The sequence below is a fragment of the Candidatus Tisiphia endosymbiont of Dascillus cervinus genome (genome assembly GCF_964026405.1).
Classification (GTDB): Bacteria; Pseudomonadota; Alphaproteobacteria; order Rickettsiales; family Rickettsiaceae; genus Tisiphia.
In genome coordinates this window covers 563,980-589,004 of sequence record NZ_OZ032146.1, presented here as the reverse complement: position 1 = coordinate 589,004, position 25,025 = coordinate 563,980, and the positions used below count along the sequence as shown (strand labels likewise).

At 33.1% G+C, this 25,025-nt stretch carries 27 protein-coding genes, 1 tRNA gene and 1 pseudogene; 11 read left to right on the top strand and 18 right to left on the bottom strand.

Translation table 11 applies throughout. The annotated features are described in order from the left end of the window. Positions 1 to 4 precede the first annotated feature (4 nt). From AAGD19_RS02910 to AAGD19_RS02895, 4 genes are all read right to left on the bottom strand, one after another. Positions 5 to 256, bottom strand: coding sequence for a type II toxin-antitoxin system Phd/YefM family antitoxin (locus tag AAGD19_RS02910; RefSeq protein WP_341748263.1), 252 nt, complete (start codon positions 254 to 256; stop codon positions 5 to 7). 182 nt (positions 257 to 438) lie between these two features. Then, positions 439 to 1,071, bottom strand: a complete 633-nt coding sequence (locus AAGD19_RS02905) for a nucleoside triphosphate pyrophosphatase (RefSeq protein ID WP_341748262.1) — start codon at positions 1,069 to 1,071, stop codon at positions 439 to 441. Between the two features lie 15 nt (positions 1,072 to 1,086). Further along, on the bottom strand, positions 1,087 to 1,302 hold the full coding sequence (infA, locus tag AAGD19_RS02900; protein WP_341748261.1) for a translation initiation factor IF-1: 216 nt from the start codon (positions 1,300 to 1,302) through the stop codon (positions 1,087 to 1,089). 262 nt (positions 1,303 to 1,564) lie between these two features. Beyond that, positions 1,565 to 2,548 carry a transposase gene (locus AAGD19_RS02895; protein ID WP_341747233.1) on the bottom strand — a complete coding sequence of 328 codons (984 nt, stop codon included), beginning with the start codon at positions 2,546 to 2,548 and terminating at the stop codon, positions 1,565 to 1,567. Positions 2,549 to 2,762: 214 nt separating this feature from the next. On the opposite strand from AAGD19_RS02895, the gene AAGD19_RS02890 reads away from it, so the two are divergent. Both AAGD19_RS02890 and AAGD19_RS02885 read left to right on the top strand, forming a co-directional pair. After that, positions 2,763 to 3,176 (top strand): hypothetical protein, encoded by a 414-nt coding sequence (locus AAGD19_RS02890; RefSeq protein WP_341748260.1) that lies wholly within the window; start codon positions 2,763 to 2,765, stop codon positions 3,174 to 3,176. Then, entirely contained in the window at positions 3,161 to 4,843 is a 1,683-nt protein-coding gene (locus AAGD19_RS02885) for a glycosyltransferase family 2 protein (RefSeq protein ID WP_341748259.1), read from the top strand. The genes AAGD19_RS02890 and AAGD19_RS02885 overlap by 16 nt, the downstream gene beginning before the upstream one ends. Positions 4,844 to 5,213: 370 nt before the next feature. Here the strand turns inward: AAGD19_RS02885 and nuoH are convergent, their stop codons facing one another. From nuoH to AAGD19_RS02870, 3 genes are all read right to left on the bottom strand, one after another. Continuing rightward, on the bottom strand, positions 5,214 to 6,245 hold the full coding sequence (nuoH, locus tag AAGD19_RS02880; RefSeq protein WP_341748258.1) for an NADH-quinone oxidoreductase subunit NuoH: 1,032 nt from the start codon (positions 6,243 to 6,245) through the stop codon (positions 5,214 to 5,216). Continuing rightward, a complete protein-coding gene (gene nuoG / locus AAGD19_RS02875; RefSeq protein WP_341748257.1) occupies positions 6,242 to 8,290 on the bottom strand; it encodes an NADH-quinone oxidoreductase subunit NuoG in 2,049 nt (682 codons plus the stop codon). The genes nuoH and nuoG overlap by 4 nt, the downstream gene beginning before the upstream one ends. 297 nt (positions 8,291 to 8,587) lie before the next feature. After that, positions 8,588 to 8,944, bottom strand: coding sequence for a TrbC/VirB2 family protein (locus AAGD19_RS02870; RefSeq protein WP_341748256.1), 357 nt, complete (start codon positions 8,942 to 8,944; stop codon positions 8,588 to 8,590). 500 nt (positions 8,945 to 9,444) lie between these two features. Between AAGD19_RS02870 and AAGD19_RS02865 the strand changes: the two genes are divergently transcribed. The 4 genes and pseudogenes from AAGD19_RS02865 (at position 9,445) to AAGD19_RS02855 (ending at position 12,144) form a co-directional block, all read left to right on the top strand. Beyond that, entirely contained in the window at positions 9,445 to 10,428 is a 984-nt protein-coding gene (locus tag AAGD19_RS02865; RefSeq protein ID WP_341747233.1) for a transposase, read from the top strand. 191 nt (positions 10,429 to 10,619) lie between these two features. Next, the gene (locus AAGD19_RS02860; protein WP_341747233.1) at positions 10,620 to 11,603 is read left to right on the top strand and encodes a transposase; all 984 of its coding nucleotides are present in this window, start codon (positions 10,620 to 10,622) and stop codon (positions 11,601 to 11,603) included. A gap of 154 nt (positions 11,604 to 11,757) precedes the next feature. Then, a pseudogene (locus tag AAGD19_RS07470) lies at positions 11,758 to 11,961 on the top strand (transposase); the annotation flags it as partial. Between the two features lie 9 nt (positions 11,962 to 11,970). Next, positions 11,971 to 12,144, top strand: coding sequence for a hypothetical protein (locus tag AAGD19_RS02855; RefSeq protein ID WP_341748255.1), 174 nt, complete (start codon positions 11,971 to 11,973; stop codon positions 12,142 to 12,144). Between the two features lie 371 nt (positions 12,145 to 12,515). Here AAGD19_RS02855 and tnpA read toward each other — a convergent pair whose 3' ends face one another. Beyond that, positions 12,516 to 12,947: an IS200/IS605 family transposase gene (gene tnpA / locus AAGD19_RS02850; protein ID WP_341748254.1), complete on the bottom strand. Its 432-nt coding sequence runs from the start codon at positions 12,945 to 12,947 to the stop codon at positions 12,516 to 12,518. A 361-nt stretch (positions 12,948 to 13,308) separates the two neighbouring features. Here tnpA and AAGD19_RS02845 point away from each other — a divergent pair. Beyond that, positions 13,309 to 13,385, top strand: a tRNA-Asp gene (locus AAGD19_RS02845). Here AAGD19_RS02845 and AAGD19_RS02840 read toward each other — a convergent pair. Together AAGD19_RS02840 and AAGD19_RS02835 are read right to left on the bottom strand one after the other, a co-directional pair. Next, entirely contained in the window at positions 13,374 to 13,694 is a 321-nt protein-coding gene (locus tag AAGD19_RS02840; protein ID WP_341748253.1) for a hypothetical protein, read from the bottom strand. The genes AAGD19_RS02845 and AAGD19_RS02840 overlap by 12 nt on opposite strands. Positions 13,695 to 13,782: 88 nt before the next feature. Continuing rightward, entirely contained in the window at positions 13,783 to 14,868 is a 1,086-nt protein-coding gene (locus tag AAGD19_RS02835; RefSeq protein ID WP_341748252.1) for a recombinase family protein, read from the bottom strand. A gap of 354 nt (positions 14,869 to 15,222) precedes the next feature. On the opposite strand from AAGD19_RS02835, the gene AAGD19_RS02830 reads away from it, so the two are divergent. Beyond that, positions 15,223 to 16,206, top strand: a complete 984-nt coding sequence (locus AAGD19_RS02830; protein ID WP_341747233.1) for a transposase — start codon at positions 15,223 to 15,225, stop codon at positions 16,204 to 16,206. Positions 16,207 to 16,410: 204 nt separating this feature from the next. Here the strand turns inward: AAGD19_RS02830 and AAGD19_RS02825 are convergent, their stop codons facing one another. Next, positions 16,411 to 17,394 carry a transposase gene (locus AAGD19_RS02825; protein WP_341747601.1) on the bottom strand — a complete coding sequence of 328 codons (984 nt, stop codon included), beginning with the start codon at positions 17,392 to 17,394 and terminating at the stop codon, positions 16,411 to 16,413. A gap of 211 nt (positions 17,395 to 17,605) precedes the next feature. Between AAGD19_RS02825 and AAGD19_RS02820 the strand changes: the two genes are divergently transcribed. Together AAGD19_RS02820 and AAGD19_RS07465 are read left to right on the top strand one after the other, a co-directional pair. Continuing rightward, positions 17,606 to 17,809: a hypothetical protein gene (locus AAGD19_RS02820; protein WP_341747850.1), complete on the top strand. Its 204-nt coding sequence runs from the start codon at positions 17,606 to 17,608 to the stop codon at positions 17,807 to 17,809. After that, on the top strand, positions 17,800 to 18,162 hold the full coding sequence (locus AAGD19_RS07465) for a hypothetical protein (RefSeq protein WP_410520824.1): 363 nt from the start codon (positions 17,800 to 17,802) through the stop codon (positions 18,160 to 18,162). Before AAGD19_RS02820 ends, AAGD19_RS07465 begins: the two co-directional genes overlap by 10 nt. 183 nt (positions 18,163 to 18,345) lie before the next feature. Here AAGD19_RS07465 and AAGD19_RS02810 read toward each other — a convergent pair whose 3' ends face one another. From AAGD19_RS02810 to rpsU, 7 genes are all read right to left on the bottom strand, one after another. Further along, positions 18,346 to 18,690, bottom strand: coding sequence for a hypothetical protein (locus AAGD19_RS02810; protein WP_341748251.1), 345 nt, complete (start codon positions 18,688 to 18,690; stop codon positions 18,346 to 18,348). Positions 18,691 to 18,929: 239 nt separating this feature from the next. After that, positions 18,930 to 19,373, bottom strand: coding sequence for a transposase (locus AAGD19_RS02805; RefSeq protein WP_341748250.1), 444 nt, complete (start codon positions 19,371 to 19,373; stop codon positions 18,930 to 18,932). Between the two features lie 29 nt (positions 19,374 to 19,402). Further along, the gene (locus AAGD19_RS02800) at positions 19,403 to 19,687 is read right to left on the bottom strand and encodes a nucleotidyltransferase domain-containing protein (protein ID WP_341748249.1); all 285 of its coding nucleotides are present in this window, start codon (positions 19,685 to 19,687) and stop codon (positions 19,403 to 19,405) included. 270 nt (positions 19,688 to 19,957) lie between these two features. Continuing rightward, entirely contained in the window at positions 19,958 to 21,019 is a 1,062-nt protein-coding gene (locus tag AAGD19_RS02795) for a zinc-dependent alcohol dehydrogenase family protein (protein WP_341748248.1), read from the bottom strand. 56 nt (positions 21,020 to 21,075) lie between these two features. Next, complete coding sequence (locus AAGD19_RS02790) at positions 21,076 to 22,059, bottom strand: transposase (protein ID WP_341747233.1); 984 nt, start codon at positions 22,057 to 22,059, stop codon at positions 21,076 to 21,078. Positions 22,060 to 22,519: 460 nt separating this feature from the next. Then, entirely contained in the window at positions 22,520 to 23,698 is a 1,179-nt protein-coding gene (locus AAGD19_RS02785; protein WP_341748247.1) for a hypothetical protein, read from the bottom strand. A gap of 394 nt (positions 23,699 to 24,092) precedes the next feature. Continuing rightward, positions 24,093 to 24,293, bottom strand: coding sequence for a 30S ribosomal protein S21 (gene rpsU, locus AAGD19_RS02780; protein WP_341748434.1), 201 nt, complete (start codon positions 24,291 to 24,293; stop codon positions 24,093 to 24,095). A 97-nt stretch (positions 24,294 to 24,390) separates the two neighbouring features. On the opposite strand from rpsU, the gene AAGD19_RS02775 reads away from it, so the two are divergent. Continuing rightward, a complete protein-coding gene (locus AAGD19_RS02775; RefSeq protein ID WP_341748246.1) occupies positions 24,391 to 25,020 on the top strand; it encodes a COQ9 family protein in 630 nt (209 codons plus the stop codon). Positions 25,021 to 25,025: the final 5 nt, after the last annotated feature.

The following is a 25,025-nucleotide window of genomic DNA, read 5'->3' as shown; positions in this document are numbered from 1 at the left end:
AAGTTTATAAATCATTTAGATCAACTGCTATAGCTTCTTTCTTTTCTTTTAGTCTTTCTTCAGCAAGTTTAAGTAAATCTCTATCATCTAATATTTCAACCATTTGTTCGTATAGTTCAGCTGGAACTAAATAAGCCGTTGGTTTATTATGATTCAATAAAGCAATAAGCTCACCACTAGACTTAGCAAGCAATGCTGTAGGACTTTTCTTAAATTCTGATATACTGGCAGTAAGATTAGTATAAATATGATTCATTGTTATACCATGATTAATATTTAATTATATACCTATTATAGTACTTAATTTAGGTTTTAACAATATTTTAATTTACCAATTTTTGACAAAGCTAGTTGTTTTTCTGATTGGCTTGATAAAGTTTAAACTCAGCTTTTCCTCAGTTTCTTCAAATCATTTGAGTATATTATATCGAATTCAGGTTATTTAAGAGGTATATTTTTAAAGCCTAAAGAAGTAAGCATATGCATGGTTTCCAGTAGTGGTAATCCTATAATATTTGAGTAAGATCCATATATGCTAGGAACAAAGGCTTCGGCATATCCATGAATTCCGCAGCCGCCTGCTTTGTTGATTCCTTCATCTAGGCTACAGTAAAATTCTATCTCTTGCTGGCTCAATCTTTTAAACTTGACTATGGTTTGCACTAATTTTTGTCTCAGCAGAACTTGTTCGAGAGTCTTTTTTATTATACAGATACCTGTATAAACCCTATGACGCCTTCCAGATAAAATATTAAGGCAATATCTAACATCTTCACTTGTTAAAGCCTTGGGTAGTATTTTTCTACCGTGAACCACAACAGTATCAGCTGCTATAATTATAGCTTCACCACTTATTTTTTTGGCAACAACCTCGGCTTTCTCCTGTGCTAATCTTGTTACCAATTGGTTTGGTAACTCTCGTAAGTACTCTGTTTCATTTATATTAGCGGGAATAATTTGTGTAGGAAATACCTTTATTCTTTTTAGTAATTCAAGCCTTGCAGGTGATTGTGAAGCTAGAACTATAGGTATATTCTGTTGTTTTAAAAAAGTGGATTCTATATTTGACATAAAATATGAAAGACTCTAATGACGGTGGATAACACGACCTTTTGTTAGATCATAAGGCGTCATTTCCACTGTGATTTTATCTCCGACAAGTATCCTAATACGATTCTTACGCATCCTACCAGAAGTATGGGCGATAATAAAATGACCATTTTCCAACTTCACTCTAAAAGTTGCGTTAGGCAAAAGCTCAAGGACAACGCCTTCAAAATTAATTAGCTCTTCTTTGCTCATTACAACTTAACTAGATTATAATTTTTAATTTCTAAAATGGCTTGCCGTAGTGGACAATTTCAGAACCACGCTTGACATAAAATTATAGTTATTCAAACGCTTATACACCAATATTAAAGAATCTACATTAATATAAAAAATTTGCAAGTAATATCAGGATCACCTCATGAAAAAAGATGTAGAAACGCGAATTATGGATAAGAATTGACAAATTCTTATCCATAATTCGGTGAAATTTTAGAAAATAAAGATTTATCAAAACTTACGCTATGTAAGGTTCTAAATAGCGTAAAGAGGGTGAACGTAACTGCTGTTGCATATAATGATCTAAAAGCCCTAACTTTATTTGATAAACCGTCTTACCTATTTTGTGTGCAGTTCTTTTTAGAAAAGCCCACACTAAAAATGCACAACTAATGTGATTACGCTGGATGCGTTGTTTTCTGCATTGGCATCGTTCTATACCGGTAAGTTGCTTGATTTCTCTATGCATGCTCTCAATTACCCAACGAAAGCCACACTCATCTTGTACGGCTTTAGAAGATTTTTGAGTTTTGTTATTGGTAACAATATAATCAACTCTGTTGGTAGAAACAGTAAGTTTAAACAAATTAACATGCTTATCTTTTGCAAAGCCCTTTATATGAATCTCCACTCCGCTCTTAATTTCCTCATCTGAAAACGTTAACTTGCTAACAGCTTTATAAGGCTTAGAAGAGGAAGTTTTAGTAACGTTTCTATTTGCTTTAATAGGAGCATAATAATATTTACCCAAGGAATCAACATGTTGCATAATTTTATGCGTAGCATACCATGTGTCAAAAAGCACAGTTTGAAAAGGAATCTTTTTGCTATACACAGCATTATTTAACATATTTAATAGGTGTTCTACTTTTGTCGCTCCATCATGTTCGGGCGAAAAAATTCGGTAATCTATTACCCAAAACTTATTAATATCCGGATTATAATATACCAAACTTACTACTCCTATACCAGTAGTAATACCACCTGTAGCCCCACTGTACTGTGATCTAGCAATTTCTATTTTCTTGGTATTTCTTTTATTTAACACCGTATCATCAAATATTGTATATCCGTTAGGTGATAAAATAACATCATCCTTAATATGTTCCCATAACAAAGAAGGTGTATATTTTTCATTTTTTAAAAATCTATTAATAACATCATGGCTACATTTTTTGGCATGTTCAGCATAGTAGGTCAAACTATAATTCTTTTGACTCACTATTAGAAATTGACAGTAATCTGTCCTATTAACTGGTATTGCTTGCAATTTTATCCTCTTGGCATTTGTAAATTATACTCAACATAATGTACCATTTTTTTTCTCATATCGTAAGTTTTGCTACCTGTCTAATAATAAAGAAATTGGTATATTTTATAAAATTAAGCTCTTTCAGAACACTAATAGGATAGTCTAAGTTCAGCCAAGAATATATATGACCAAAGATGGTTGCCAGCAGCAATTTTCTTATGAATTATTATTGCTATCAGCATTTTCCAAAAAAATTCGTACAATTTCAGTATTTGCTGAAAGTGTTTTTAGTTTTGGGCAAGACCTAAATAACCCATATACAAGAAGAAGTTATTATAGTTTTTCAATATCTGAAGGCATTGAATTTCAAAATGGCATTATGTTAGTAGACTTTACCAAATATTATACTAGGAGAAATTACGGTTCTATTTATAATAGAACTTTATATAAGCAATTTTCAATTGCAAAAAAGATTAAATTTGGTAATCTAAAGAAGAATAGCCTAACAACACAAATAGGGTATTTTTGTGATAAAAGCCTAATTAATAAGCATTATAAAATATCAGGAGTAATATTTTCAATATGGATGGATGTATAAAAAATATTAATAGAGAATTTTTAGATATTCTACTAAAAGAACAACTACTTACAGATTTACAAATATCTCACGTTAAGTTCAAATTAATTGATAGTACTGGAGAGAATGATTTTTTTAACGTGATAATTGCAGAAGGAATTATTAATAATGAGATGGTTATAGATATTTTGTATAAAAATAAATTATTGCCTTTATTGAATGTACAAGAAACACAGGTTAAGATTTGCGATTATGCAAAAATTGATCAATATGTAGAAAATGGTTATTTCATTTATGAAAACGATACAAGCAATAAAGTGCTTGCTATAAATGACCTAGCTTATTTAAGGAAGTTATCAACAATACATTATAATGTACAGATTAATTTGGTCAGAAAGAATGACTTCTATCAGCTACTTGAGCAGAATTTTAGCCATTTGAATATAATCAAATCCAAATATTTTCTTGAATTTATCTCAGTATACATGGTAGCAAAAAATATCAATTACACTAAGTCAATTATCATATTTTTTGTAATATATTTTGGAATATTATTTAATTTTAAACATCTTTTCCATCTGATTAACATTATTTGCTATTTTTCACAAAATATTTTAAAAATTATACTATTTAACCAAGCTGTAATTACACAAAATACAGAGTTTAAAAATAGTGATATCTCCATTTTCAAAAATGATTCTCTACCCATTTACACTATTTTACTTCCATTATATAAAGAATCAGGCAAACTAAAGTCCATTATTAGTTATGTCACTAATATTAATTATCCTAAACATAAATTAGATGTCAAAATTATTATTGAAGCAGATGATTATTTGATGATCAAGGAAAGTATCCTATATGAATTACCTTCTTATATACATTTGCTTAAAGTACCTTTTAGTTTACCTAGGACTAAACCTAAAGCCCTTAATTATGCCATGCAATATTGCAGAGGAAAGTATGTAGTAATATATGATGCAGAAGATAGACCTGATGCTGATCAACTCCTTAAAGCAGTAATAGCCTTTGATGAATTACCAAAAGAATATGTTTGTTTGCAGGCTAAACTTAACTTCTATAATGAGAATGAAAATTTACTCACTAAACTTTTTAGCATAGAATATTGTTTATGGTTTAAATATCTTCTGAAAGGTTTAAGCTTGATGGACTTACCAGTAACTCTTGGAGGAACTAGCAATCATTTTAAGGTTGACGCCTTACAAAAAATAGGTTTTTGGGATGCTTATAATGTTACTGAGGATGCTGATTTAGGAATTAGATTATATTCTTTTGGTTATAAAGTTCATATGATAGATTCTTATACTTTAGAGGAATCACCTATAAATCTTATAAGTTGGATAAATCAAAGATCTCGCTGGATAAAAGGATTTATCCAAACATTTTTGGTATTTCTTGCCCAAAAAGACAAATATAAAAGGTTTAAATTTTATCAAATAACTACTATTTTCATTTTTATTGGTTTTTCTTCTTATGGTTTTTGTTGTTTACCATTTCTAATACTAACTATTAAAATTAATACATTCGCCATAATTAATTATTTATGGATAATTAACAGTTTTTTTGCTTTTTCATACCTTTACGGAAGTGCTTTTTTTATTTTACTGACTAAAAAAGGTAAAATAACTAATTTTCGAGTATTAGATATTGCTGCCTTGTTTGTGTGACCTCTGTATTTTCTACTACATACGATAGCAAGTTATAAGGCGATTTGGGAGATTATTTTCATACCCTTCAAATGGGATAAAACTCAGCATGGGATTAGTACTCTAGACCTTGAATAAATCAGGGTATATACTCGGTCAACTTCAAGAATTAAGGTCGTCGTGTCTAAATATCCATAGTACCCTACATTTTTTTATAATCGTCATAGCAAGGCTCTTTAGATGCCGTGGCAATCCAGGTAAACAGCGAAGCTGTTTTTTTAGAGTAACGCTTCGCGTATTCTAGATTGCCGCGTCGCCGCTTTTTCGCGACTCCTCGCTAATAAACGATCAGCAGCCATTTTAATAGTGGTTATATAAAAAATGTAGGGTACTATGGCAGAATAGTATGGTTTGGCAAATTATCGGTAAACATTAGAACGCTTGATACTAACACCACCCAAAATAAGGTAAAAGGTAAAAATACTTTCCAACCTAAACGCATTAATTGGTCGTAACGATATCTAGGCAATGTTGCTCTTATCCATAAAAAACAAAATAATAAAACCCCGGTTTTTAGTACAAACCACATAAAACCTGGCACAAAATTTAAGACTTTAATGCCAAAAGGTGGCAAATAGCCACCTAAGAAAAATGTGGTGGTCATACCGCTAGCTAAAATCATATTAGCGTACTCACCAAGAAAAAATAATGCAAATCCCATGGAAGAATATTCAACATTATAACCAGCAACTAGCTCAGACTCAGCTTCTGATAAATCAAAAGGCAATCTGTTCGTTTCTACAAGTACTGATATGAAGAATATTACTGCCATAGGTAACAACATCAAATCAACCCACCAAGGCAATAATTGTTGCCTTTCTATGATTTCTGAAAGATTAAGCGTCCCCGTTGTTAAAAGTACAGTAACAATCACCAACCCTATAGATACTTCGTATGAAATCATCTGAGCCGACGAGCGAACAGCCCCAAGGAAAGCATATTTCGAATTACTTGCCCAACCCGCTATGATTACACCATAAACAGCTAACGATGAGATTGCCATAATATACAAAACACCAACATTTATGTTAGCTAGTACAAGTTTCTTATCAAAAGGTATTACCGCCCAACCAATTAAACTAAGTACAAGGGTAATCATAGGTGCTAGGGTGAATAATATTTTGTCAGCTTGGTTTGGTATAATTGTTTCTTTAAATAATAGTTTTACTGCATCGGCAATTGGTTGCAATAACCCAAAAGGTCCTACTACATTTGGACCTTTTCGGAGTTGCATTAGCCCTATTACTCTTCGCTCAGCATAGGTAAGGTAAGCTACGCACAACAAAAGAGGAATAGTGATAGATAAAACTTTCAAAGCTACAATAATTAATGGCAATAGATATTGTTGAAAGAACGATATCATGCAACTTTTTCCCTTTCTTGCTTTGACTCCACACATTTTGCCATAGTAACAGATGCTCTACTAATCGAGTCTGTCATATAGTAATTTATAGGTTTAGTCACTATATCGGATTTAAGTAAATTATCGAGGGAGGTAAATTTTATAAAATCACAGCTCATTATCTCAGAAATATTGGCAAATACCGGGAATTCTGCAGCCAACCTAGTTCTTATTTCATCTAAATTATTCATGCCAAGATTTAGCCCTAAACTATTAGCTAGATTCTTTATAATAACCCAATCTTCTTTCGCTTGTCCTACTGGATGAGTTGCGGCTTTACCATATTGAGGCCTTCCTTCAAAATTTACGTAAGTGGCGTCTTTTTCTGTATAGCTACTAGCAGGAAAGATTACATCTGCTACATTTGCTCCATTATCACCATGATGTCCTTGATATACTACAAAAGATGATTTTATTTTGTTCATATCAATTTCATCACTGCCTAGTAAATATACAAACTTAATCTCACCCTTTTCTGCCTTTTGTAAAATTTCAGAAACACCATTACCGCCGTTTTTAGGGCTAAAGCCTATGTCTAAACTACCGACCATTGATGCATGATTATGCAGTATATTAAAACCATTCCAATCATCTCTAACTATCTTATATTTATCAACCATTTGGTGAATGAGTGCCAAAATAGCATAGCCATCATCTCGAGAATATACACCATCACCAATAATTATAACTGGATTTTTTGCATGTTCTAATTCCTTAGCAAACTGATGTTCCTCTGATATTATTGCCTTAATTATGTTAGGGCTAGCCCCTAATTCATTTATATAGTAAGTTTGGTTAGTAATATTGCCAATTCGAGCTACTTTTAGCTTTCCTTCTCTTTGCAATATGCCAATACGAGCATTCAGGACAGGAGCTACTTGCCTGATATTTGCACCAATTAACAAAGCTAGATCAGCTTCTTTAAGTCTAGAAATTGTTGTGTTAAATAGATAGTTCCCCCTACTAGATTGGTCTATTTTATAATTAAACTGGTTGCTGTCAAAATTGTTACATCCAAGCTTCTGTAACAATGTTTTTAATAAAAACATTGATTCGGTACAGGCAAGTGTTCCAGCTATTGCCGCCATTTGATTACCGGCAAGAGACTTTAATTTTTGTGCTACTAGTGCAATAGCATCACTCCAAGAAGCTTCAACTAATTTACCATTTTGTCTTATATACGGAGAATCTAACCTTTGGTATTTCAAGCCATCATAAGCAAATCTTGCTTTATCTGATATCCATTCTTCATTGATATCATCATTAACCCTTGGTAATATCCTCATTACTTCAGATCCCCTACTATCAACCCTTATATTACAACCTTGTGCATCCAATACATCTATTGACCCAGTCTTTGTTAGTTCCCAACTACGAGCTTTAAAAGAATAAGGCTTGGAATTTAATGCTCCAACTGGGCAAATATCTATAATATTGCCTGATAATTCCGATTCAAGACTACGTTCAAGATACGAGGTTACCTCCATATGCTCTCCCCTGTAAAGAGTTCCTATCTCCTCAACTCCAGCAATATCAGTGGCAAACCTTATACATCTAGTACATTGTATGCATCTAGTCATATGAGTCTTAATCAAAGGTCCCATATACTTATCTTTGACTGTTCTTTTATTCTCCGAAAATCTAGAACTTGCTTTACCATATTTAAAGGCTTGGTCCTGTAAATCACACTCACCTCCTTGATCACAAATAGGACAATCTAGGGGGTGATTAATCAATAGAAATTCCATCACTCCTTCACGAGCCTTTTTAACACCTATGGTATTAGTGTGGATAACCATACCTGAAGTGGCAGGCATAGCACAAGAAGCAATGGGCTTGGGAGATTTTTCCATCTCCACCAAGCACATACGGCAGTTACCGGCAATCTTCAAACGTTCATGAAAACAAAAATGTGGGATTTCTATACCAAGCTTGCTGCAGGCACGAAATACGGTTGTGCCTTCCTCTACTTCGACTTCAGTACCATCTATAGTAAGTTTTATCATGATATATTGTATTTTATATTATACCATTTCCCAAAACTAAATTGCTACTCGGAGTACGAGTGTCGAGCACCGGAGCGTACATACTAGTACGTGAGGAGCGGAGATCATGAAGTACGACAACGTGATAATTAGTTTTCGGAAATGGTATTACGTCGAAATTATACCACATTATATGTTACTCACTAATCTAAATTTTCCAATTTTGCAAAATTAACTAACAAAAAGAAAGCAGAGATCTGTATATCATAACTTTTTAGGCTATTTTTTAGATCTCCGCATTTAAGATGAAAAGACTACTTAAGTTCCTTTACATGCATCAGTACCGGCAGCACTACCAGCTATCATGTTTATAATTTCGGGAGCCTTAAACAATATTATAACACCAGTCACAATAACCAATGCAACTTCCCATTTTAATTGTCCTCTGAGAGTTTGAATCCCTAGAACAACTATACCAATAATTGCTATACCACGAGCTGTATTACCACGAAATGTTTTGATCATCTTACACAATACATTACCTACTGGATCAGCAGCAGTAGTAGCAAAAGCATCCGATGCTGTAGTAATTAGAGCAATGCTACAAAGAATAAACAGCAAACGCCACACAAAACTACTATCAAACTGTTCAGAATAGGACCTACAAATATTCATATTTTACCTCGTTAACGAATTGTTTTATACATGTGAATGATTCTATACTGTACATTTTTACAGTTCAAGGATTAATATAGGGTGATCGTAATCTAATTAGATAATTGCTGGAGAAGCAAGGTTTACGTGGTGTTTTAGTCACAATTTTTGCAAGTTTAATTAATACTCCCGATGTTATCCCTGCACTTTCGGATGTCATCAACTATGATTTTAAACCGATGTCTTACATTAAATTGAGGTTACACTATATAGTTCTCTTTTGTGGGTAACTTCTAGAGTCTTTTTCTAACTTCTCAAAATGCAATAGCCCGTAGGCAAAAGCTATAATTGTAGGAATCATAATAATCAATATCCCCCAATTGCCAAAATAGTCAATAATCAAAACTTACGCTATGAGAAAAAAAAATGGTACATTATGTTGAGTATAATTTACAAATGCCAAGAGGATAAAATTGCAAGCAATACCAGTTAATAGGACAGATTACTGTCAATTTCTAATAGTGAGTCAAAAGAATTATAGTTTGACCTACTATGCTGAACATGCCAAAAAATGTAGCCATGATGTTATTAATAGATTTTTAAAAAATGAAAAATATACACCTTCTTTGTTATGGGAACATATTAAGGATGATGTTATTTTATCGCCTAACGGATATACAATATTTGATGATACGGTGTTAAATAAAAGAAATACCAAGAAAATAGAAATTGCTAGATCACAGTACAGTGGGGCTACAGGTGGTATTACTACTGGTATAGGAGTAGTAAGTTTGGTATATTATAATCCGGATATTAATAAGTTTTGGGTAATAGATTACCGAATTTTTTCGCCCGAACATGATGGAGCGACAAAAGTAGAACACCTATTAAATATGTTAAATAATGCTGTGTATAGCAAAAAGATTCCTTTTCAAACTGTGCTTTTTGACACATGGTATGCTACGCATAAAATTATGCAACATGTTGATTCCTTGGGTAAATATTATTATGCTCCTATTAAAGCAAATAGAAACGTTACTAAAACTTCCTCTTCTAAGCCTTATAAAGCTGTTAGCAAGTTAACGTTTTCAGATGAGGAAATTAAGAGCGGAGTGGAGATTCATATAAAGGGCTTTGCAAAAGATAAGCATGTTAATTTGTTTAAACTTACTGTTTCTACCAACAGAGTTGATTATATTGTTACCAATAACAAAACTCAAAAATCTTCTAAAGCCGTACAAGATGAGTGTGGCTTTCGTTGGGTAATTGAGAGCATGCATAGAGAAATCAAGCAACTTACCGGTATAGAACGATGCCAATGCAGAAAACAACGCATCCAGCGTAATCACATTAGTTGTGCATTTTTAGTGTGGGCTTTTCTAAAAAGAACTGCACACAAAATAGGTAAGACGGTTTATCAAATAAAGTTAGGGCTTTTAGATCATTATATGCAACAGCAGTTACGTTCACCCTCTTTACGCTATTTAGAACCTTACATAGCGTAAGTTTTGTAGTAATAATTGTTCTCTTCTTTTTAATAAAGCATGTAACTGTTGTTGACTATTACTATCATAACAAAACTTACGCTATGAGAAAAAAAAATGGTACATTATGTTGAATATAATTTACAAATGCCAAGAGGATAAAATTGCAAGCAATACCAGTTAATAGGACAGATTACTGTCAATTTCTAATAGTGAGTCAAAAGAATTATAGTTTGACCTACTATGCTGAACATGCCAAAAAATGTAGCCATGATGTTATTAATAGATTTTTAAAAAATGAAAAATATACACCTTCTTTGTTATGGGAACATATTAAGGATGATGTTATTTTATCGCCTAACGGATATACAATATTTGATGATACGGTGTTAAATAAAAGAAATACCAAGAAAATAGAAATTGCTAGATCACAGTACAGTGGGGCTACAGGTGGTATTACTACTGGTATAGGAGTAGTAAGTTTGGTATATTATAATCCGGATATTAATAAGTTTTGGGTAATAGATTACCGAATTTTTTCGCCCGAACATGATGGAGCGACAAAAGTAGAACACCTATTAAATATGTTAAATAATGCTGTGTATAGCAAAAAGATTCCTTTTCAAACTGTGCTTTTTGACACATGGTATGCTACGCATAAAATTATGCAACATGTTGATTCCTTGGGTAAATATTATTATGCTCCTATTAAAGCAAATAGAAACGTTACTAAAACTTCCTCTTCTAAGCCTTATAAAGCTGTTAGCAAGTTAACGTTTTCAGATGAGGAAATTAAGAGCGGAGTGGAGATTCATATAAAGGGCTTTGCAAAAGATAAGCATGTTAATTTGTTTAAACTTACTGTTTCTACCAACAGAGTTGATTATATTGTTACCAATAACAAAACTCAAAAATCTTCTAAAGCCGTACAAGATGAGTGTGGCTTTCGTTGGGTAATTGAGAGCATGCATAGAGAAATCAAGCAACTTACCGGTATAGAACGATGCCAATGCAGAAAACAACGCATCCAGCGTAATCACATTAGTTGTGCATTTTTAGTGTGGGCTTTTCTAAAAAGAACTGCACACAAAATAGGTAAGACGGTTTATCAAATAAAGTTAGGGCTTTTAGATCATTATATGCAACAGCAGTTACGTTCACCCTCTTTACGCTATTTAGAACCTTACATAGCGTAAGTTTTGACTATTTAAGAATCAAGAAATTGCTAGGCAGGATACTGAGTTTAATGCGGTCGTCATTTTATCTTTGAACCAGCATATTGCTAGTTTAACAGCACAATTACAAGAGATTGAGGATAGTATCAAAGAATTAATTTCTTAAGATCAAGAAATAAAGGATAAAATTGATCGGCTTACTTCTATTCCAGCAGTTGGCATTACTCTTGCTAGCACTGTAATATGTGAAGCACCGGAGCTTGGCAATATTACTTTTAGGCAGTTAACATCTTTAGTAGGTCTTGCTCCTTTTGCTAGAGAAAGCGGTAGTTATAAAGGTAGAAGAAGTATTTTTGCAGGTAGAGGTAATCTTCGAAGAGTTCTTTATATGGCTGCAGTAGCTGCCTTACGATGTAATAAGCGTTTACGTAATTTTTATGACCACTTAATTGCTAAACATAAACCAGCAAAAGTTGCTCTTGTTGCTGTTATGCGTAAATTACTAGCTTTTATGCACTCTATTGTCAAAAATAATTCTTCTTGGAATGAAAATTTATGTTAAGTTATTATTTTTTTATTGACTTCCATTACGGATGCTGAGGTTGAGGTTAAATACAGTGATTCACTTTCGTTCACCTCCATAGGTCATACCTGACTGTTTCCAGCCTTTTCCTTAACACTCACCACCATATTCCTTAGAATACAGCAGCTTAAGGTAGTTTGATATCTGCTCATACCAGCCGATTCCGGTGGACCTACCACCATGTTAAGTACAGCACCACTCCTCACTTCTACAGTGACTCGTACTCTTGGCACACCGAAGATAAGTCGCGAGTTTGCTAAAGATATCTAATATAAGCAATCAAGTCAGAACGCTCTCGCTAAGCGAGGGGCTTGACGGTATTGAGCAGCCCAAAGGGCTGCCATTGTTAATTAAAATTCTCCTGTTTCGTCAGAACCTAGACTATCAAGTTGCTCTTGGTTCTTAATGTAGTGTTTGATCTGATTCTCTTCAAATCCCACAGTTGAGACCGCATAACCTCTAGCCCACAACTTCTCTCCATTAAAATTACGCTTTCGTCCACCAAACTGCCTAGCAACAGCTATAGCACTTTTCCCCTTGATATAACCTATTACTTCGGCTACAGAATATTTAGGAGGAATTTTGATGAGCATATGGACATGATCTTGTACCATATGACCTTCTATGATCTTACTCCCTCGTTGAAAAGCTAACTCATGGAATACGTTTCCAAGATATTTTCTAACCTTCCCGTACAATTCTCTTTTTCGACACTTTGGAATAAACACAATATGATATTTGCAATCCCATTTAGAATGATTTAAACTTTCGTATGTTGTCATATATTTTCTCCTTTGACCGTCAAGCCAAAGAAGTTATATATGATAACTTCTTATTTTATACTAAATCTAAAGGTCAAGCCTTGATGGTCTCACTAGTCAAACTAGTGCCTTACCTATCATTGAGTTAAATTAGTTACTGATGAGTTCTTGACAGGGGAGTTGACTTTATATATATTACGGCTTACCTATATATACTCGATGAAAATCAAGAATTGCGTTGTCGTCTTCAGGGATCGTAGGTAGCCACGTACTAAATGTACTCTCCGCTCCTTGACCCTTCGACTCCTTCTACTATCATAATTTTGATCTTCGTCTATCAACTCTTCATTTACGAGTAGTATATCATAGTAAGCCTGGTAAAGGGGGTGTAGCTCAGTTGGTTAGAGCGTCTGCCTGTCACGCAGAAGGTCGCGGGTTCGAGTCCCGTCATTCCCGCCATTCGGTACAAGTTGTCGTTTTTTCAAAAATATCGAACGGGAAACGTAGGGAGGTCTCAAGTTTTTTGCCCCTTAGTTTGAGGTTCTGAAATACGAAATTTATCATTTTGCGTTTTTGAGGGCTTTCAGAACCTTTAAAAGTTTCATAGGCTTCAGATGCTAGAGTTATTAGCGTTGTAGCGGTATCAGTAAATTTATCGTCTGCTTCCTCATAAACTTTAATTAAACGAGCAATTTCATATTGGCGATCTTTTAATTGTTGTTTTTTTCTTTGAAATTCTTCTGTACTAAGTTCTCCATTGAGTCGCAAATCTATTAATGAATTTAATCTATTCTCATTTTCGGTATGTTCTTTCTTTAAAGCAGCTGTTGCTTGTCCATGCTCATCTTTCTTTAGCTCATTTGTGTTTTTTAAATAGGCTAGAGTCTCTTTTCTTTATACCTATTCTTTTAAAAACCTCTTCTACCTGCTTTAAAACCTCATCTTCTCTTACATAAATCTTCTTGTTTGGATTCTTTGGATCCCATGTACCTAAATAAGTCCATTCGTCCACTTTGCCATCTGAATATGTTTTACTATGAATTTCAGCTGTTACCATTTTGCCAGTTACTGCACAGGTGATTAATCCTCTAAAGAGGAAACCTTTCCCACCATATTTGAATGGCTTCTTCTTCCAACCTAAACGTACATCTTTACATGCCATAAAAATCTCTCTTGTTATAATAGGTTGATAACCATGTGACCACATCTCTCCTTTTACTCTCATCTCACCGTAATAAAATGGTTGTTGTATTAAACGATGTATAACAGTTTTATTTAGGTGACAATTCTTTTTACTTCTTAAGCCTAATTCTTTAGCCATGTTTACCATAGACCTAAGAGTATACATTCCTGTTGCATATTCTTCAAAGAGTTTTTTTATGATAGAACCTCTTAAAGGATCGAGAATTACTATACTGTTTCCTCTTTCATCTCGACTATTTAGGTAACCAAGAGGAGCTGGCCCTATCCACTCTCCTTTACGCAATTTATGATCTAGGCTTCTTTTAACGTTATCACTTAAACTATCAACGTAAGATTGTGCCATCAATACGTTCATCCCCCACATTAGCTTTGCATGAGACTGAGAATCTTTATCTATTATGTAACCTTCTGTTCTAAAATGTAATTCTATCTTACCAGCTTTTATTGGTTCTTCTAGTAATGAAATTTCTGAGATTCTTCTTTGTACTCGATCTACTTTATCAGCAACTATAGCAATTGTTTCTCTATGGCTTTTAGCAAATTTGATCATCTCTTTAAATTGTTTGCGATCACCTCTGCTTGAAGATTCGATAATTTCAAAAGTTTCGATAACTTCAAGATTTTTACGTTGGCAATATTCTACTAATCTATATTTTTGAGTTTCAATTGAATACCCTTCTTCTTGCTCCCTTGTTGAAACACGAACTAAAATTATTGATTTTGTTGCTTTGTCTGGCATATTTTTTCCTTTGATAATAAATTTTGCTTTAATTAGAAAGTAGTATCTACTCAAAGAGCAGAGATATATCAAGCACCGCACAAGTCAAGTTGAATTATTATTAAATTACCCCATCTCCTTCAGTATTAGAGCCAAGTGTCACATTTTTTTAGCATTAATAATTTTTGGTTATTGTAAAAATAATTGTTTTAACTCGTAGCAAGAGTAACTTTATCAAGTGGTTTATCATACAAAACTTACGCTATGAGAAAAAAAATGGTACATTATGTTGAGTATAATTTACAAATGCCAAGAGGATAAAATTGCAAGCAATACCAGTTAATAAATAGGACAGATTACTGTCAATTTCTAATAGTGAGTCAAAAGAATTATAGTTTGACCTACTATGCTGAACATGCCAAAAAATGTAGCCATGATGTTATTAATAGATTTTTAAAAAATGAAAAATATACACCTTCTTTGTTATGGGAACATATTAAGGATGATGTTATTTTATCGCCTAACGGATATACAATATTTGATGATACGGTGTTAAATAAAAGAAATACCAAGAAAATAGAAATTGCTAGATCACAGTACAGTGGGGCTACAGGTGGTATTACTACTGGTATAGGAGTAGTAAGTTTGGTATATTATAATCCGGATATTAATAAGTTTTGGGTAATAGATTACCGAATTTTTTCGCCCGAACATGATGGAGCTACAAAAGTAGAACACCTATTAAATATGTTAAATAATGCTGTGTATAGCAAAAAGATTCCTTTTCAAACTGTGCTTTTTGACACATGGTATGCTACGCATAAAATTATGCAACATGTTGATTCCTTGGGTAAATATTATTATGCTCCTATTAAAGCAAATAGAAACGTTACTAAAACTTCCTCTTCTAAGCCTTATAAAGCTGTTAGCAAGTTAACGTTTTCAGATGAGGAAATTAAGAGCGGAGTGGAGATTCATATAAAGGGCTTTGCAAAAGATAAGCATGTTAATTTGTTTAAACTTACTGTTTCTACCAACAGAGTTGATTATATTGTTACCAATAACAAAACTCAAAAATCTTCTAAAGCCGTACAAGATGAGTGTGGCTTTCGTTGGGTAATTGAGAGCATGCATAGAGAAATCAAGCAACTTACCGGTATAGAACGATGCCAATGCAGAAAACAACGCATCCAGCGTAATCACATTAGTTGTGCATTTTTAGTGTGGGCTTTTCTAAAAAGAACTGCACACAAAATAGGTAAGACGGTTTATCAAATAAAGTTAGGGCTTTTAGATCATTATATGCAACAGCAGTTACGTTCACCCTCTTTACGCTATTTAGAACCTTACATAGCGTAAGTTTTGCATAGATATCCATATTTATTATTTTAAGGCTATTACACGGCTTTTTAGTATCATTATGGTATAGGGGGGGACCTAGTTTTTGAATTATTACGCTCTAAGTCTAAATATGGGCTTTTTTATTTATATGGGTTTGCTTTAAAATAGATAAGTTAAAAACTTAACCGAATGTCATTGTTTACATCGAACACCTTACAAAACTTACGCTATGTAAGGTTCTAAATAGCGTAAAGAGGGTGAACGTAACTGCTGTTGCATATAATGATCTAAAAGCCCTAACTTTATTTGATAAACCGTCTTACCTATTTTGTGTGCAGTTCTTTTTAGAAAAGCCCACACTAAAAATGCACAACTAATGTGATTACGCTGGATGCGTTGTTTTCTGCATTGGCATCGTTCTATACCGGTAAGTTGCTTGATTTCTCTATGCATGCTCTCAATTACCCAACGAAAGCCACACTCATCTTGTACGGCTTTAGAAGATTTTTGAGTTTTGTTATTGGTAACAATATAATCAACTCTGTTGGTAGAAACAGTAAGTTTAAACAAATTAACATGCTTATCTTTTGCAAAGCCCTTTATATGAATCTCCACTCCGCTCTTAATTTCCTCATCTGAAAACGTTAACTTGCTAACAGCTTTATAAGGCTTAGAAGAGGAAGTTTTAGTAACGTTTCTATTTGCTTTAATAGGAGCATAATAATATTTACCCAAGGAATCAACATGTTGCATAATTTTATGCGTAGCATACCATGTGTCAAAAAGCACAGTTTGAAAAGGAATCTTTTTGCTATACACAGCATTATTTAACATATTTAATAGGTGTTCTACTTTTGTCGCTCCATCATGTTCGGGCGAAAAAATTCGGTAATCTATTACCCAAAACTTATTAATATCCGGATTATAATATACCAAACTTACTACTCCTATACCAGTAGTAATACCACCTGTAGCCCCACTGTACTGTGATCTAGCAACTTCTATTTTCTTGGTATTTCTTTTATTTAACACCGTATCATCAAATATTGTATATCCGTTAGGCGATAAAATAACATCATCCTTAATATGTTCCCATAACAAAGAAGGTGTATATTTTTCATTTTTTAAAAATCTATTAATAACATCATGGCTACATTTTTTGGCATGTTCAGCATAGTAGGTCAAACTATAATTCTTTTGACTCACTATTAGAAATTGACAGTAATCTGTCCTATTAACTGGTATTGCTTGCAATTTTATCCTCTTGGCATTTGTAAATTATACTCAACATAATGTACCATTTTTTTTCTCATAGCGTAAGTTTTGCTTATTGATATTCTGTATCAGATATGATACAATTGAGTCATAACAAATAAATCTTATGGCAGCTAAACGATTATTATAGCACTTAACATATATGTTCATATTAGGTAAAAGAGATTTTGTATTTGAGGCAAGTTATAGAACGTTAAAAATAATGTATGAATCCCTATCTAAAGTAGCAAAAGGTCTTATTATAACTAGTCTAGAACTTCAAGAGGACAAAATATTAGCTAAATTAGCAGATGAAAGGATAGGTAATACTAAGGAATGGATTAGTCATACGGACACTTGGAAATAATAGACCTCCTTCGAAACTCTACTTCTGCTGGTGATTTGTACGTCGATGCGGTACTCGAATCCGTAACGGAATTAGAGTACGCTGCGGTTCGAGGTGAAGCGTCTCCTTCAAATCCCTCAGCACAAGCGAGTTTCGAAAGAGGTCTATTGAAAAACGAGAAGCAAAGATTTCAATCTATTGAAATCAAGAAAATCTGGGGTTCTACGTCAGAACGCCAAATAATTATAAAGTCGTTAACAAATCATCATGTCAAAGTTTCCGAAAGATTAGCTTTTTATAGCAAAAAATTTACTCCAAAAATCAACTCCCCAAATTTTATGCAAAAATTTTTTGTTAAGGTTTTAATTTTTTGATTTATTCTTAATTCTTAGCATTTCTGACGGAAAGACTATCTACTATACTTGCAAAAATACAAGTGCCAAAAGCTATGTAGCTGATAAAAATAGGTGGTTTATTGAAGTTACAACAGCCTACTTCTTTATATCAACTTTTAAGCTAACTGTAAGTAAATGTAACAGAACTAATGAGCTTACTTACTACATATCCTTGTTGATACCGTTCCGAACAAAGGCCTTGTAAACTAGATTTTTCAATCTGCTATATACAAGAAAACATACATGAGATAACTCTGCTATTAAAGCAAATAATAATCCAATCAACATAGCTTCATTTCGATCAACATCTATTTCGTATGCATTGTGAATATAATCCTTAAATTCTTGAGAATTAGCAAACTGTCTTAAATCTATCTGTAACATACTATCGTATGTACTAGGATTAGTTTTTGCATATTCTAAACGGTTATTGAGTTCTAACTCTTTAAAAATTTCTAATCTTTTATAAGCATCATTAATTACACCACCTCCTCCAATTGCCAACACTATACCAATGATTATTATCAATATACAATAATATAAACAAGAATAGACTGGCTTTTTAAATAACAATTTTCGGAATACAAGTATTATAAATGTCGATTTCATAGCTAATATACATGACCCTGCCCCATCATTATCAGAACAAAAATTAAAAATACTATGGATCATATTTACTTTTTTAAATTACTTGTACTGACTTCTTTGTCAGTTTACTTCTTGTACAAGATTGTGTAGAAATCAAGTTATGTTGATATTAAATCACCAAATACTTCTGTTTGATATATTTCTTCTAAATGCCCTCGGATATCGCTAACTGTCATCCCTCGTCCATAAAGAGATATCACCTTCTCATCAAATCCATTAAATCTCCTTAGCCCTTTAGGGATTAATTGCGGATTATATTCTCCTTCCCGATCTCTTGGTGTTTCTACTGTCAGCTTGCGACCATCGCCATCAATAACTGTCTTCTCATAGTTACCATTACGACGATTATTATCTACTTTTGGCACTTTGCTATGTTTTGAATATCCTAATTCATGATCCAACTCACTTGCTAATATTTTCTCAACTATTTGCTTTTTAAGCTGTTGAAATAACCCATCTTGACCAAATAACTCTGATGGATATGCTTTTGATAGGAGCTCTTCTACTAACTGACTATTTACCGTCTTGATTGATTCTAGCACTAAAGTTACCCATAACTCAAAAGGACTTCTTAATGATTTTTTTCTAACCTTTTTTCTATTTTATCTTCTATTGCTAACCCGGCAAGACCGGCATGTTTGCCTTTCTTCATGACTAACATAATATCGAGATCACTTTGATAGCTATAGGTAATATGACCTTTTTTATACTCATCTTGTACCCAATCTCCTCTAGCGTAAGAGCCAAATAAAATAATCATCGCAATCTTGTGCTTTGATACAGCGAGAATTTCTTTGACGATATTATCAAGTCTTTCTTGAATTATCAGGGAGCGTTCAGGTAAAACAGTTTTCATATATTTGTAATGCAGCTATCTATAATGTAGATTACTACAATCGGCATAGATATTGCAAAAAGAATTTTGCAAATTCACCTATATACAAGAAATCTTTTCTATAATATTTAAGATTTCATTTGAGTACCGTGATATTGTTGTAAGCAAAACATGCTCTTTTCTAGTGTAATAGATACCTTTTTAATTGCATCAATATTATTTACTATTTGTAACAAGGTCTATGAATTACACAAGCCCAAACTCCCTTATGAATCATATACTTCATAGTTCTCACCAACAATAGTACATGCATTTTTCTGCGGTATCGCTACTTGTATTAAGCTCAAAATTAAGTAGGATTTTACCATTTCTTCCCTCGGATTCTGCCATAGTAACAGCTTCTGCAATTTGATCTATATTGTACTCAGTATCTATAGGCATTTTTATATCTGCCATAACAAAACTCTCTATCATTTGTTTAAATATTTGCTGTCTATAGCTTACTGGTTCACTATACACCCAATCTCGCAAATGATAAAATTCAAATTGTACATTTTTCTCCATTGCGTCAGTAAAGAAAGAGGCTGGAAGTTGTTGTCCAGACATTAAACCATATTGCAAGAATTTACCACCAGGATTAACTGCTTTTAACAGTGTTGCTCCTGCATCACCACCAATTGCATCTAAAGCATAATCAACCCCTTTGTTATTTGTAAATTTTAAAATAGCCTTAGTAATATCTTCTTCGTTTGAGTTAATCACTTTCTTCAAACCAAGTTGTTCCAGTTTAACTTTATTCTCAACACTCCTTACAATTGAAATCAAATCAAAACCCAAGCTTTTAGAAAAACCAGCAATAATATGTCCACAAATTGAATTTCCAGCATTTATTACAAGAGTGTCACTTTTATCAATTTTTAATTTATCAACTAACATTAACCAGCAAGTAAGAGGGTTAATATATAATTGTGCTGCTGTTCGATTATCAATTTCATCAGGTATTAAAATAGCTTCTTGAGCTGGAATAATGTTATATTCTTGCCAAGTACCTTTTCCTTTTAACGCCAGTACCCTTTTACTAATTAGGTGATTATTATTAGCATTACCAGCAACACAAACAGTTCCAACTCCTTCAAAACCAGCTATTTTAGGGAACTCTACTCTGTCAGGATATCTTCCTCTAATAGTTAGTAAGTCCGAAGGATTAATAGCACATGCATGCATTTGAACTAATATTTCATTATCCTGAAGTGTTGGTATTTCTAATCTAACAATTTTTAATACCTCAGACGGATTACCAAACAAATTATACATGACTGCTTTATAGGTTTGGGGTAGGTTAAAATTCTTCATAGTCAATTTCTCACTCCATTTTCTATTTAATCTCTAAATTTTAAAAGATGCAAAACTTACGCTATGTAAGGTTCTAAATAGCGTAAAGAGGGTGAACGTAACTGCTGTTGCATATAATGATCTAAAAGCCCTAACTTTATTTGATAAACCGTCTTACCTATTTTGTGTGCAGTTCTTTTTAGAAAAGCCCACACTAAAAATGCACAACTAATGTGATTACGCTGGATGCGTTGTTTTCTGCATTGGCATCGTTCTATACCGGTAAGTTGCTTGATTTCTCTATGCATGCTCTCAATTACCCAACGAAAGCCACACTCATCTTGTACGGCTTTAGAAGATTTTTGAGTTTTGTTATTGGTAACAATATAATCAACTCTGTTGGTAGAAACAGTAAGTTTAAACAAATTAACATGCTTATCTTTTGCAAAGCCCTTTATATGAATCTCCACTCCGCTCTTAATTTCCTCATCTGAAAACGTTAACTTGCTAACAGCTTTATAAGGCTTAGAAGAGGAAGTTTTAGTAACGTTTCTATTTGCTTTAATAGGAGCATAATAATATTTACCCAAGGAATCAACATGTTGCATAATTTTATGCGTAGCATACCATGTGTCAAAAAGCACAGTTTGAAAAGGAATCTTTTTGCTATACACAGCATTATTTAACATATTTAATAGGTGTTCTACTTTTGTCGCTCCATCATGTTCGGGCGAAAAAATTCGGTAATCTATTACCCAAAACTTATTAATATCCGGATTATAATATACCAAACTTACTACTCCTATACCAGTAGTAATACCACCTGTAGCCCCACTGTACTGTGATCTAGCAATTTCTATTTTCTTGGTATTTCTTTTATTTAACACCGTATCATCAAATATTGTATATCCGTTAGGCGATAAAATAACATCATCCTTAATATGTTCCCATAACAAAGAAGGTGTATATTTTTCATTTTTTAAAAATCTATTAATAACATCATGGCTACATTTTTTGGCATGTTCAGCATAGTAGGTCAAACTATAATTCTTTTGACTCACTATTAGAAATTGACAGTAATCTGTCCTATTAACTGGTATTGCTTGCAATTTTATCCTCTTGGCATTTGTAAATTATACTCAACATAATGTACCATTTTTTTTCTCATAGCGTAAGTTTTGTAAAATTATTTGAGTATAACTATAACTTCAAAAGTTGTTAAAAACAACTTTTAGAAGCATAATCTTTAGATTATTGAAAATTCTCTATCAGGAGTTTCGCACTTTATATAATTAACCTAGGTTCGATGAAACAGCTTTGATGTCATTCCTACGTAGGTAGCGGAATCTAAAAATGTTTAATAGTTTTTTAGACCCCCTACTTTCGCAGGGGTTGTAAGTTGTCATTCCTAGCCGCAGCGGAAATCTAGATACCTGCTTTCGCAGGTATGACACAAAGTTTGTATCACCTAATTCAATAGGTTTCACTATAGTAAGAGTAGGATGAAAGTATGGGACAGGTCTATTTAATAACCTTTGGGATAGTAACTGTACGAGTATGCCACAAAGTATATATCCCCTTAGCTATATTCTCACTAGCAGAATAATACTTAGCTCGCATATTATTAGGTAAATGAAGATGCATATTCTCATCAATAATTGACACTCTTCCTTCATTAAACTCATTTTTTATATGTCTTTTATGGGTTTCGTTCATTGTGGAGTTATAATACACCGTAACAGTTTTAGCAGGTAACATATCTACGGTTTCCGAGACCATAGAAGTAGACTCACCTGGTACTATAATCAAACTATGCTTGTTATATAAAACGGCTCCAAGAATAGCCTTATACATACTTGGTTGTCCTTTCTTAAAGTCAAATAATTTAAAGGGTACTCGATTTTCTTGTAAAACCCTTTGGAAACTTGATGTCACCGTGTCCATTATACTATCTTTTTCATGTACACTAAGCTCTTTATTGTTTTGGCAATCATATTTTCCTGTACGCGGTCCATTGGATACTAATACGAAATAATTATTTTTTAATGCAAGATTACTAACATATTCGGCTAACTTCTCGGCTTCTTTATTTGTGTAGCAATGATATGTACCATTTTCCGGTACATCCCCTGCTAAAATCACTGCTAAATATTTATCAAAGGAAGAGAACATTGATTTAAATGCACCATATTCTGATTCAATATCAGAGACCTGCATATTATGAGCTACCCCATTAGTAGTAAGTAGTATAGTGTTCACGCCAGTAATCTTAGTATTCTGCTTATCTAATGCATGGCTAGGCAATGCTATTATGTCTGCACCAAAAAAATTATCACGTTTTTCTTGGACAAGTTGCTTGTGTGATAAAGTGCCATTATCTAATAGTTGGTGAGAAAGATGTACTGCGATAATCTTTTTTGCCAGTTCAGGATCTGACTTTAATTTAGTTATTGATTCTATGCCGTAATAACCAACTGAAACTATAATGGCAAGATTTTTGTTACTGCTAATTTGATCCTTAACGGTTTCTAATTGAGATTTATCGTATTCCTCAACATTCAGCATAACAGACTTGCTTTTAAAGTATTTTTCGCTTTCTCTTGCTACTCCTAGCAATTGACTACGATCCCCAACAAAAGCTTTATCGCTTATAATATACAAATTAGCACTCTTTATTTCAGCTGCGTGGATGTGCATCATAAAAGATGATATTATTAAGACTATAAAAAAAATGTAGCAAAAATATGTTCTAATAATCATAAATATTTCAAATTTAGAATTGTGTCATCACCCAAATGTTATTGCTGAGGAGTTACTCAACCATTATTATTAACGAGGAGTCACTTTAGTATAGTCAATTCAGGAGGATTTGGTACTAGGAGCGATGCCTATATATAATTAGGAGAGCGACGAGTGACGACGTCACCAACTTCTCAGCAATTGACTATAGCAACGAAACAATCCAAGTAGGCATAGGTAAGCCAACATATTGGATTGCTTCGGAAGTCTTATGCCCCCTCGCTAATAAACGTTGGTTGTTTCTCCACAACTCTTAAACTGCCCTGCTTCACAGATATAATAGTTTTAAGATCGATTAACCTTCCATTAGTTGTTTACGAGCAACTTTTCTTTTTCTTCTTTCTGTTTCTTGATCTTTACGAACACGTTTTACTGAAGGGGGTTCATAGAAACGCGACATTTTCATTGAACGGAACACAAGCTCTCTTTGCATTTTTCTTTTCAAATTTTTAATTGCTTGCTCACCATTCCCAGCATGAACGTTTACTAGTATCACTTTAATTACCCCCTTTTTAATATAAACTAGACTATTGAATGATAGTAACATTATCTATATACTAAGCTTATATGTCAAGATTAAAAGATGCATTTTAATGACTACTTACGAAAAATATTATAGTTTGAAAGTACAATTTGTACAAGTTCTAGCAAAACTGCTAATCTTTGATGAGTGGAATAATGAATTATTGGCAGATGCGGAAAAGGAATGTGGTTTTGTTAAGGGGTATTGTCATATAATTTTTCCAAATGGTCTAAGAGAAATAGTTGATTTTTTTGAAAGCTGGCAAGACCAAAAAATGCTTGAGTTATTATCTCAGCAAGAAACCCCAGCTAAAATAAGGGATAAAATTGATTTAGCTTTAAGAATTAGAATAAAAGATTGTACACTTAAACTTATACATTTGAAGAATCGCAGTTATTTTACCACACCATCAAACAGTATATTCGCAACAAAAATAGCTTTTCGTACCTGTGACTTAATTTGGCGTTATGCAGGTGATAAGTCTATAGATTATAATTATTATACTAAGAGAAGTTTGTTATTTAGCGTTTATATAAGTTCGATACTCTATTACATTCAAGATGAGTCAGAGAATAATATAGATACCGATAAATATATTACCAAGTCTTTATCTGCTATCATAACTATGTTTTCTAAATGTAAGGATATTTTTAAATTACCAAATCCCGTCGATATACCAATTATTCGACTATTTTTATAATAATC

What these genes read in the sequence shown, in the direction of transcription:
- AAGD19_RS02910 (WP_341748263.1), bottom strand. Translation starts at nt 256, where the DNA reads ATGAATCATATTTATACTAATCTTACTGCCAGTATATCAGAATTTAAG.
- AAGD19_RS02905 (WP_341748262.1), bottom strand. Translation starts at nt 1,071, where the DNA reads ATGTCAAATATAGAATCCACTTTTTTAAAACAACAGAATATACCTATA.
- infA (WP_341748261.1), bottom strand. Translation starts at nt 1,302, where the DNA reads ATGAGCAAAGAAGAGCTAATTAATTTTGAAGGCGTTGTCCTTGAGCTT.
- AAGD19_RS02890 (WP_341748260.1), top strand. Translation starts at nt 2,763, where the DNA reads ATGACCAAAGATGGTTGCCAGCAGCAATTTTCTTATGAATTATTATTG.
- AAGD19_RS02885 (WP_341748259.1), top strand. Translation starts at nt 3,161, where the DNA reads ATGGATGGATGTATAAAAAATATTAATAGAGAATTTTTAGATATTCTA.
- nuoH (WP_341748258.1), bottom strand. Translation starts at nt 6,245, where the DNA reads ATGATATCGTTCTTTCAACAATATCTATTGCCATTAATTATTGTAGCT.
- nuoG (WP_341748257.1), bottom strand. Translation starts at nt 8,290, where the DNA reads ATGATAAAACTTACTATAGATGGTACTGAAGTCGAAGTAGAGGAAGGC.
- AAGD19_RS02870 (WP_341748256.1), bottom strand. Translation starts at nt 8,944, where the DNA reads ATGAATATTTGTAGGTCCTATTCTGAACAGTTTGATAGTAGTTTTGTG.
- AAGD19_RS02855 (WP_341748255.1), top strand. Translation starts at nt 11,971, where the DNA reads ATGGCTGCAGTAGCTGCCTTACGATGTAATAAGCGTTTACGTAATTTT.
- tnpA (WP_341748254.1), bottom strand. Translation starts at nt 12,947, where the DNA reads ATGACAACATACGAAAGTTTAAATCATTCTAAATGGGATTGCAAATAT.
- AAGD19_RS02835 (WP_341748252.1), bottom strand. Translation starts at nt 14,868, where the DNA reads ATGCCAGACAAAGCAACAAAATCAATAATTTTAGTTCGTGTTTCAACA.
- AAGD19_RS02820 (WP_341747850.1), top strand. Translation starts at nt 17,606, where the DNA reads ATGTTCATATTAGGTAAAAGAGATTTTGTATTTGAGGCAAGTTATAGA.
- AAGD19_RS02800 (WP_341748249.1), bottom strand. Translation starts at nt 19,687, where the DNA reads ATGAAAACTGTTTTACCTGAACGCTCCCTGATAATTCAAGAAAGACTT.
- AAGD19_RS02795 (WP_341748248.1), bottom strand. Translation starts at nt 21,019, where the DNA reads ATGAAGAATTTTAACCTACCCCAAACCTATAAAGCAGTCATGTATAAT.
- AAGD19_RS02785 (WP_341748247.1), bottom strand. Translation starts at nt 23,698, where the DNA reads ATGATGCACATCCACGCAGCTGAAATAAAGAGTGCTAATTTGTATATT.
- AAGD19_RS02775 (WP_341748246.1), top strand. Translation starts at nt 24,391, where the DNA reads ATGACTACTTACGAAAAATATTATAGTTTGAAAGTACAATTTGTACAA.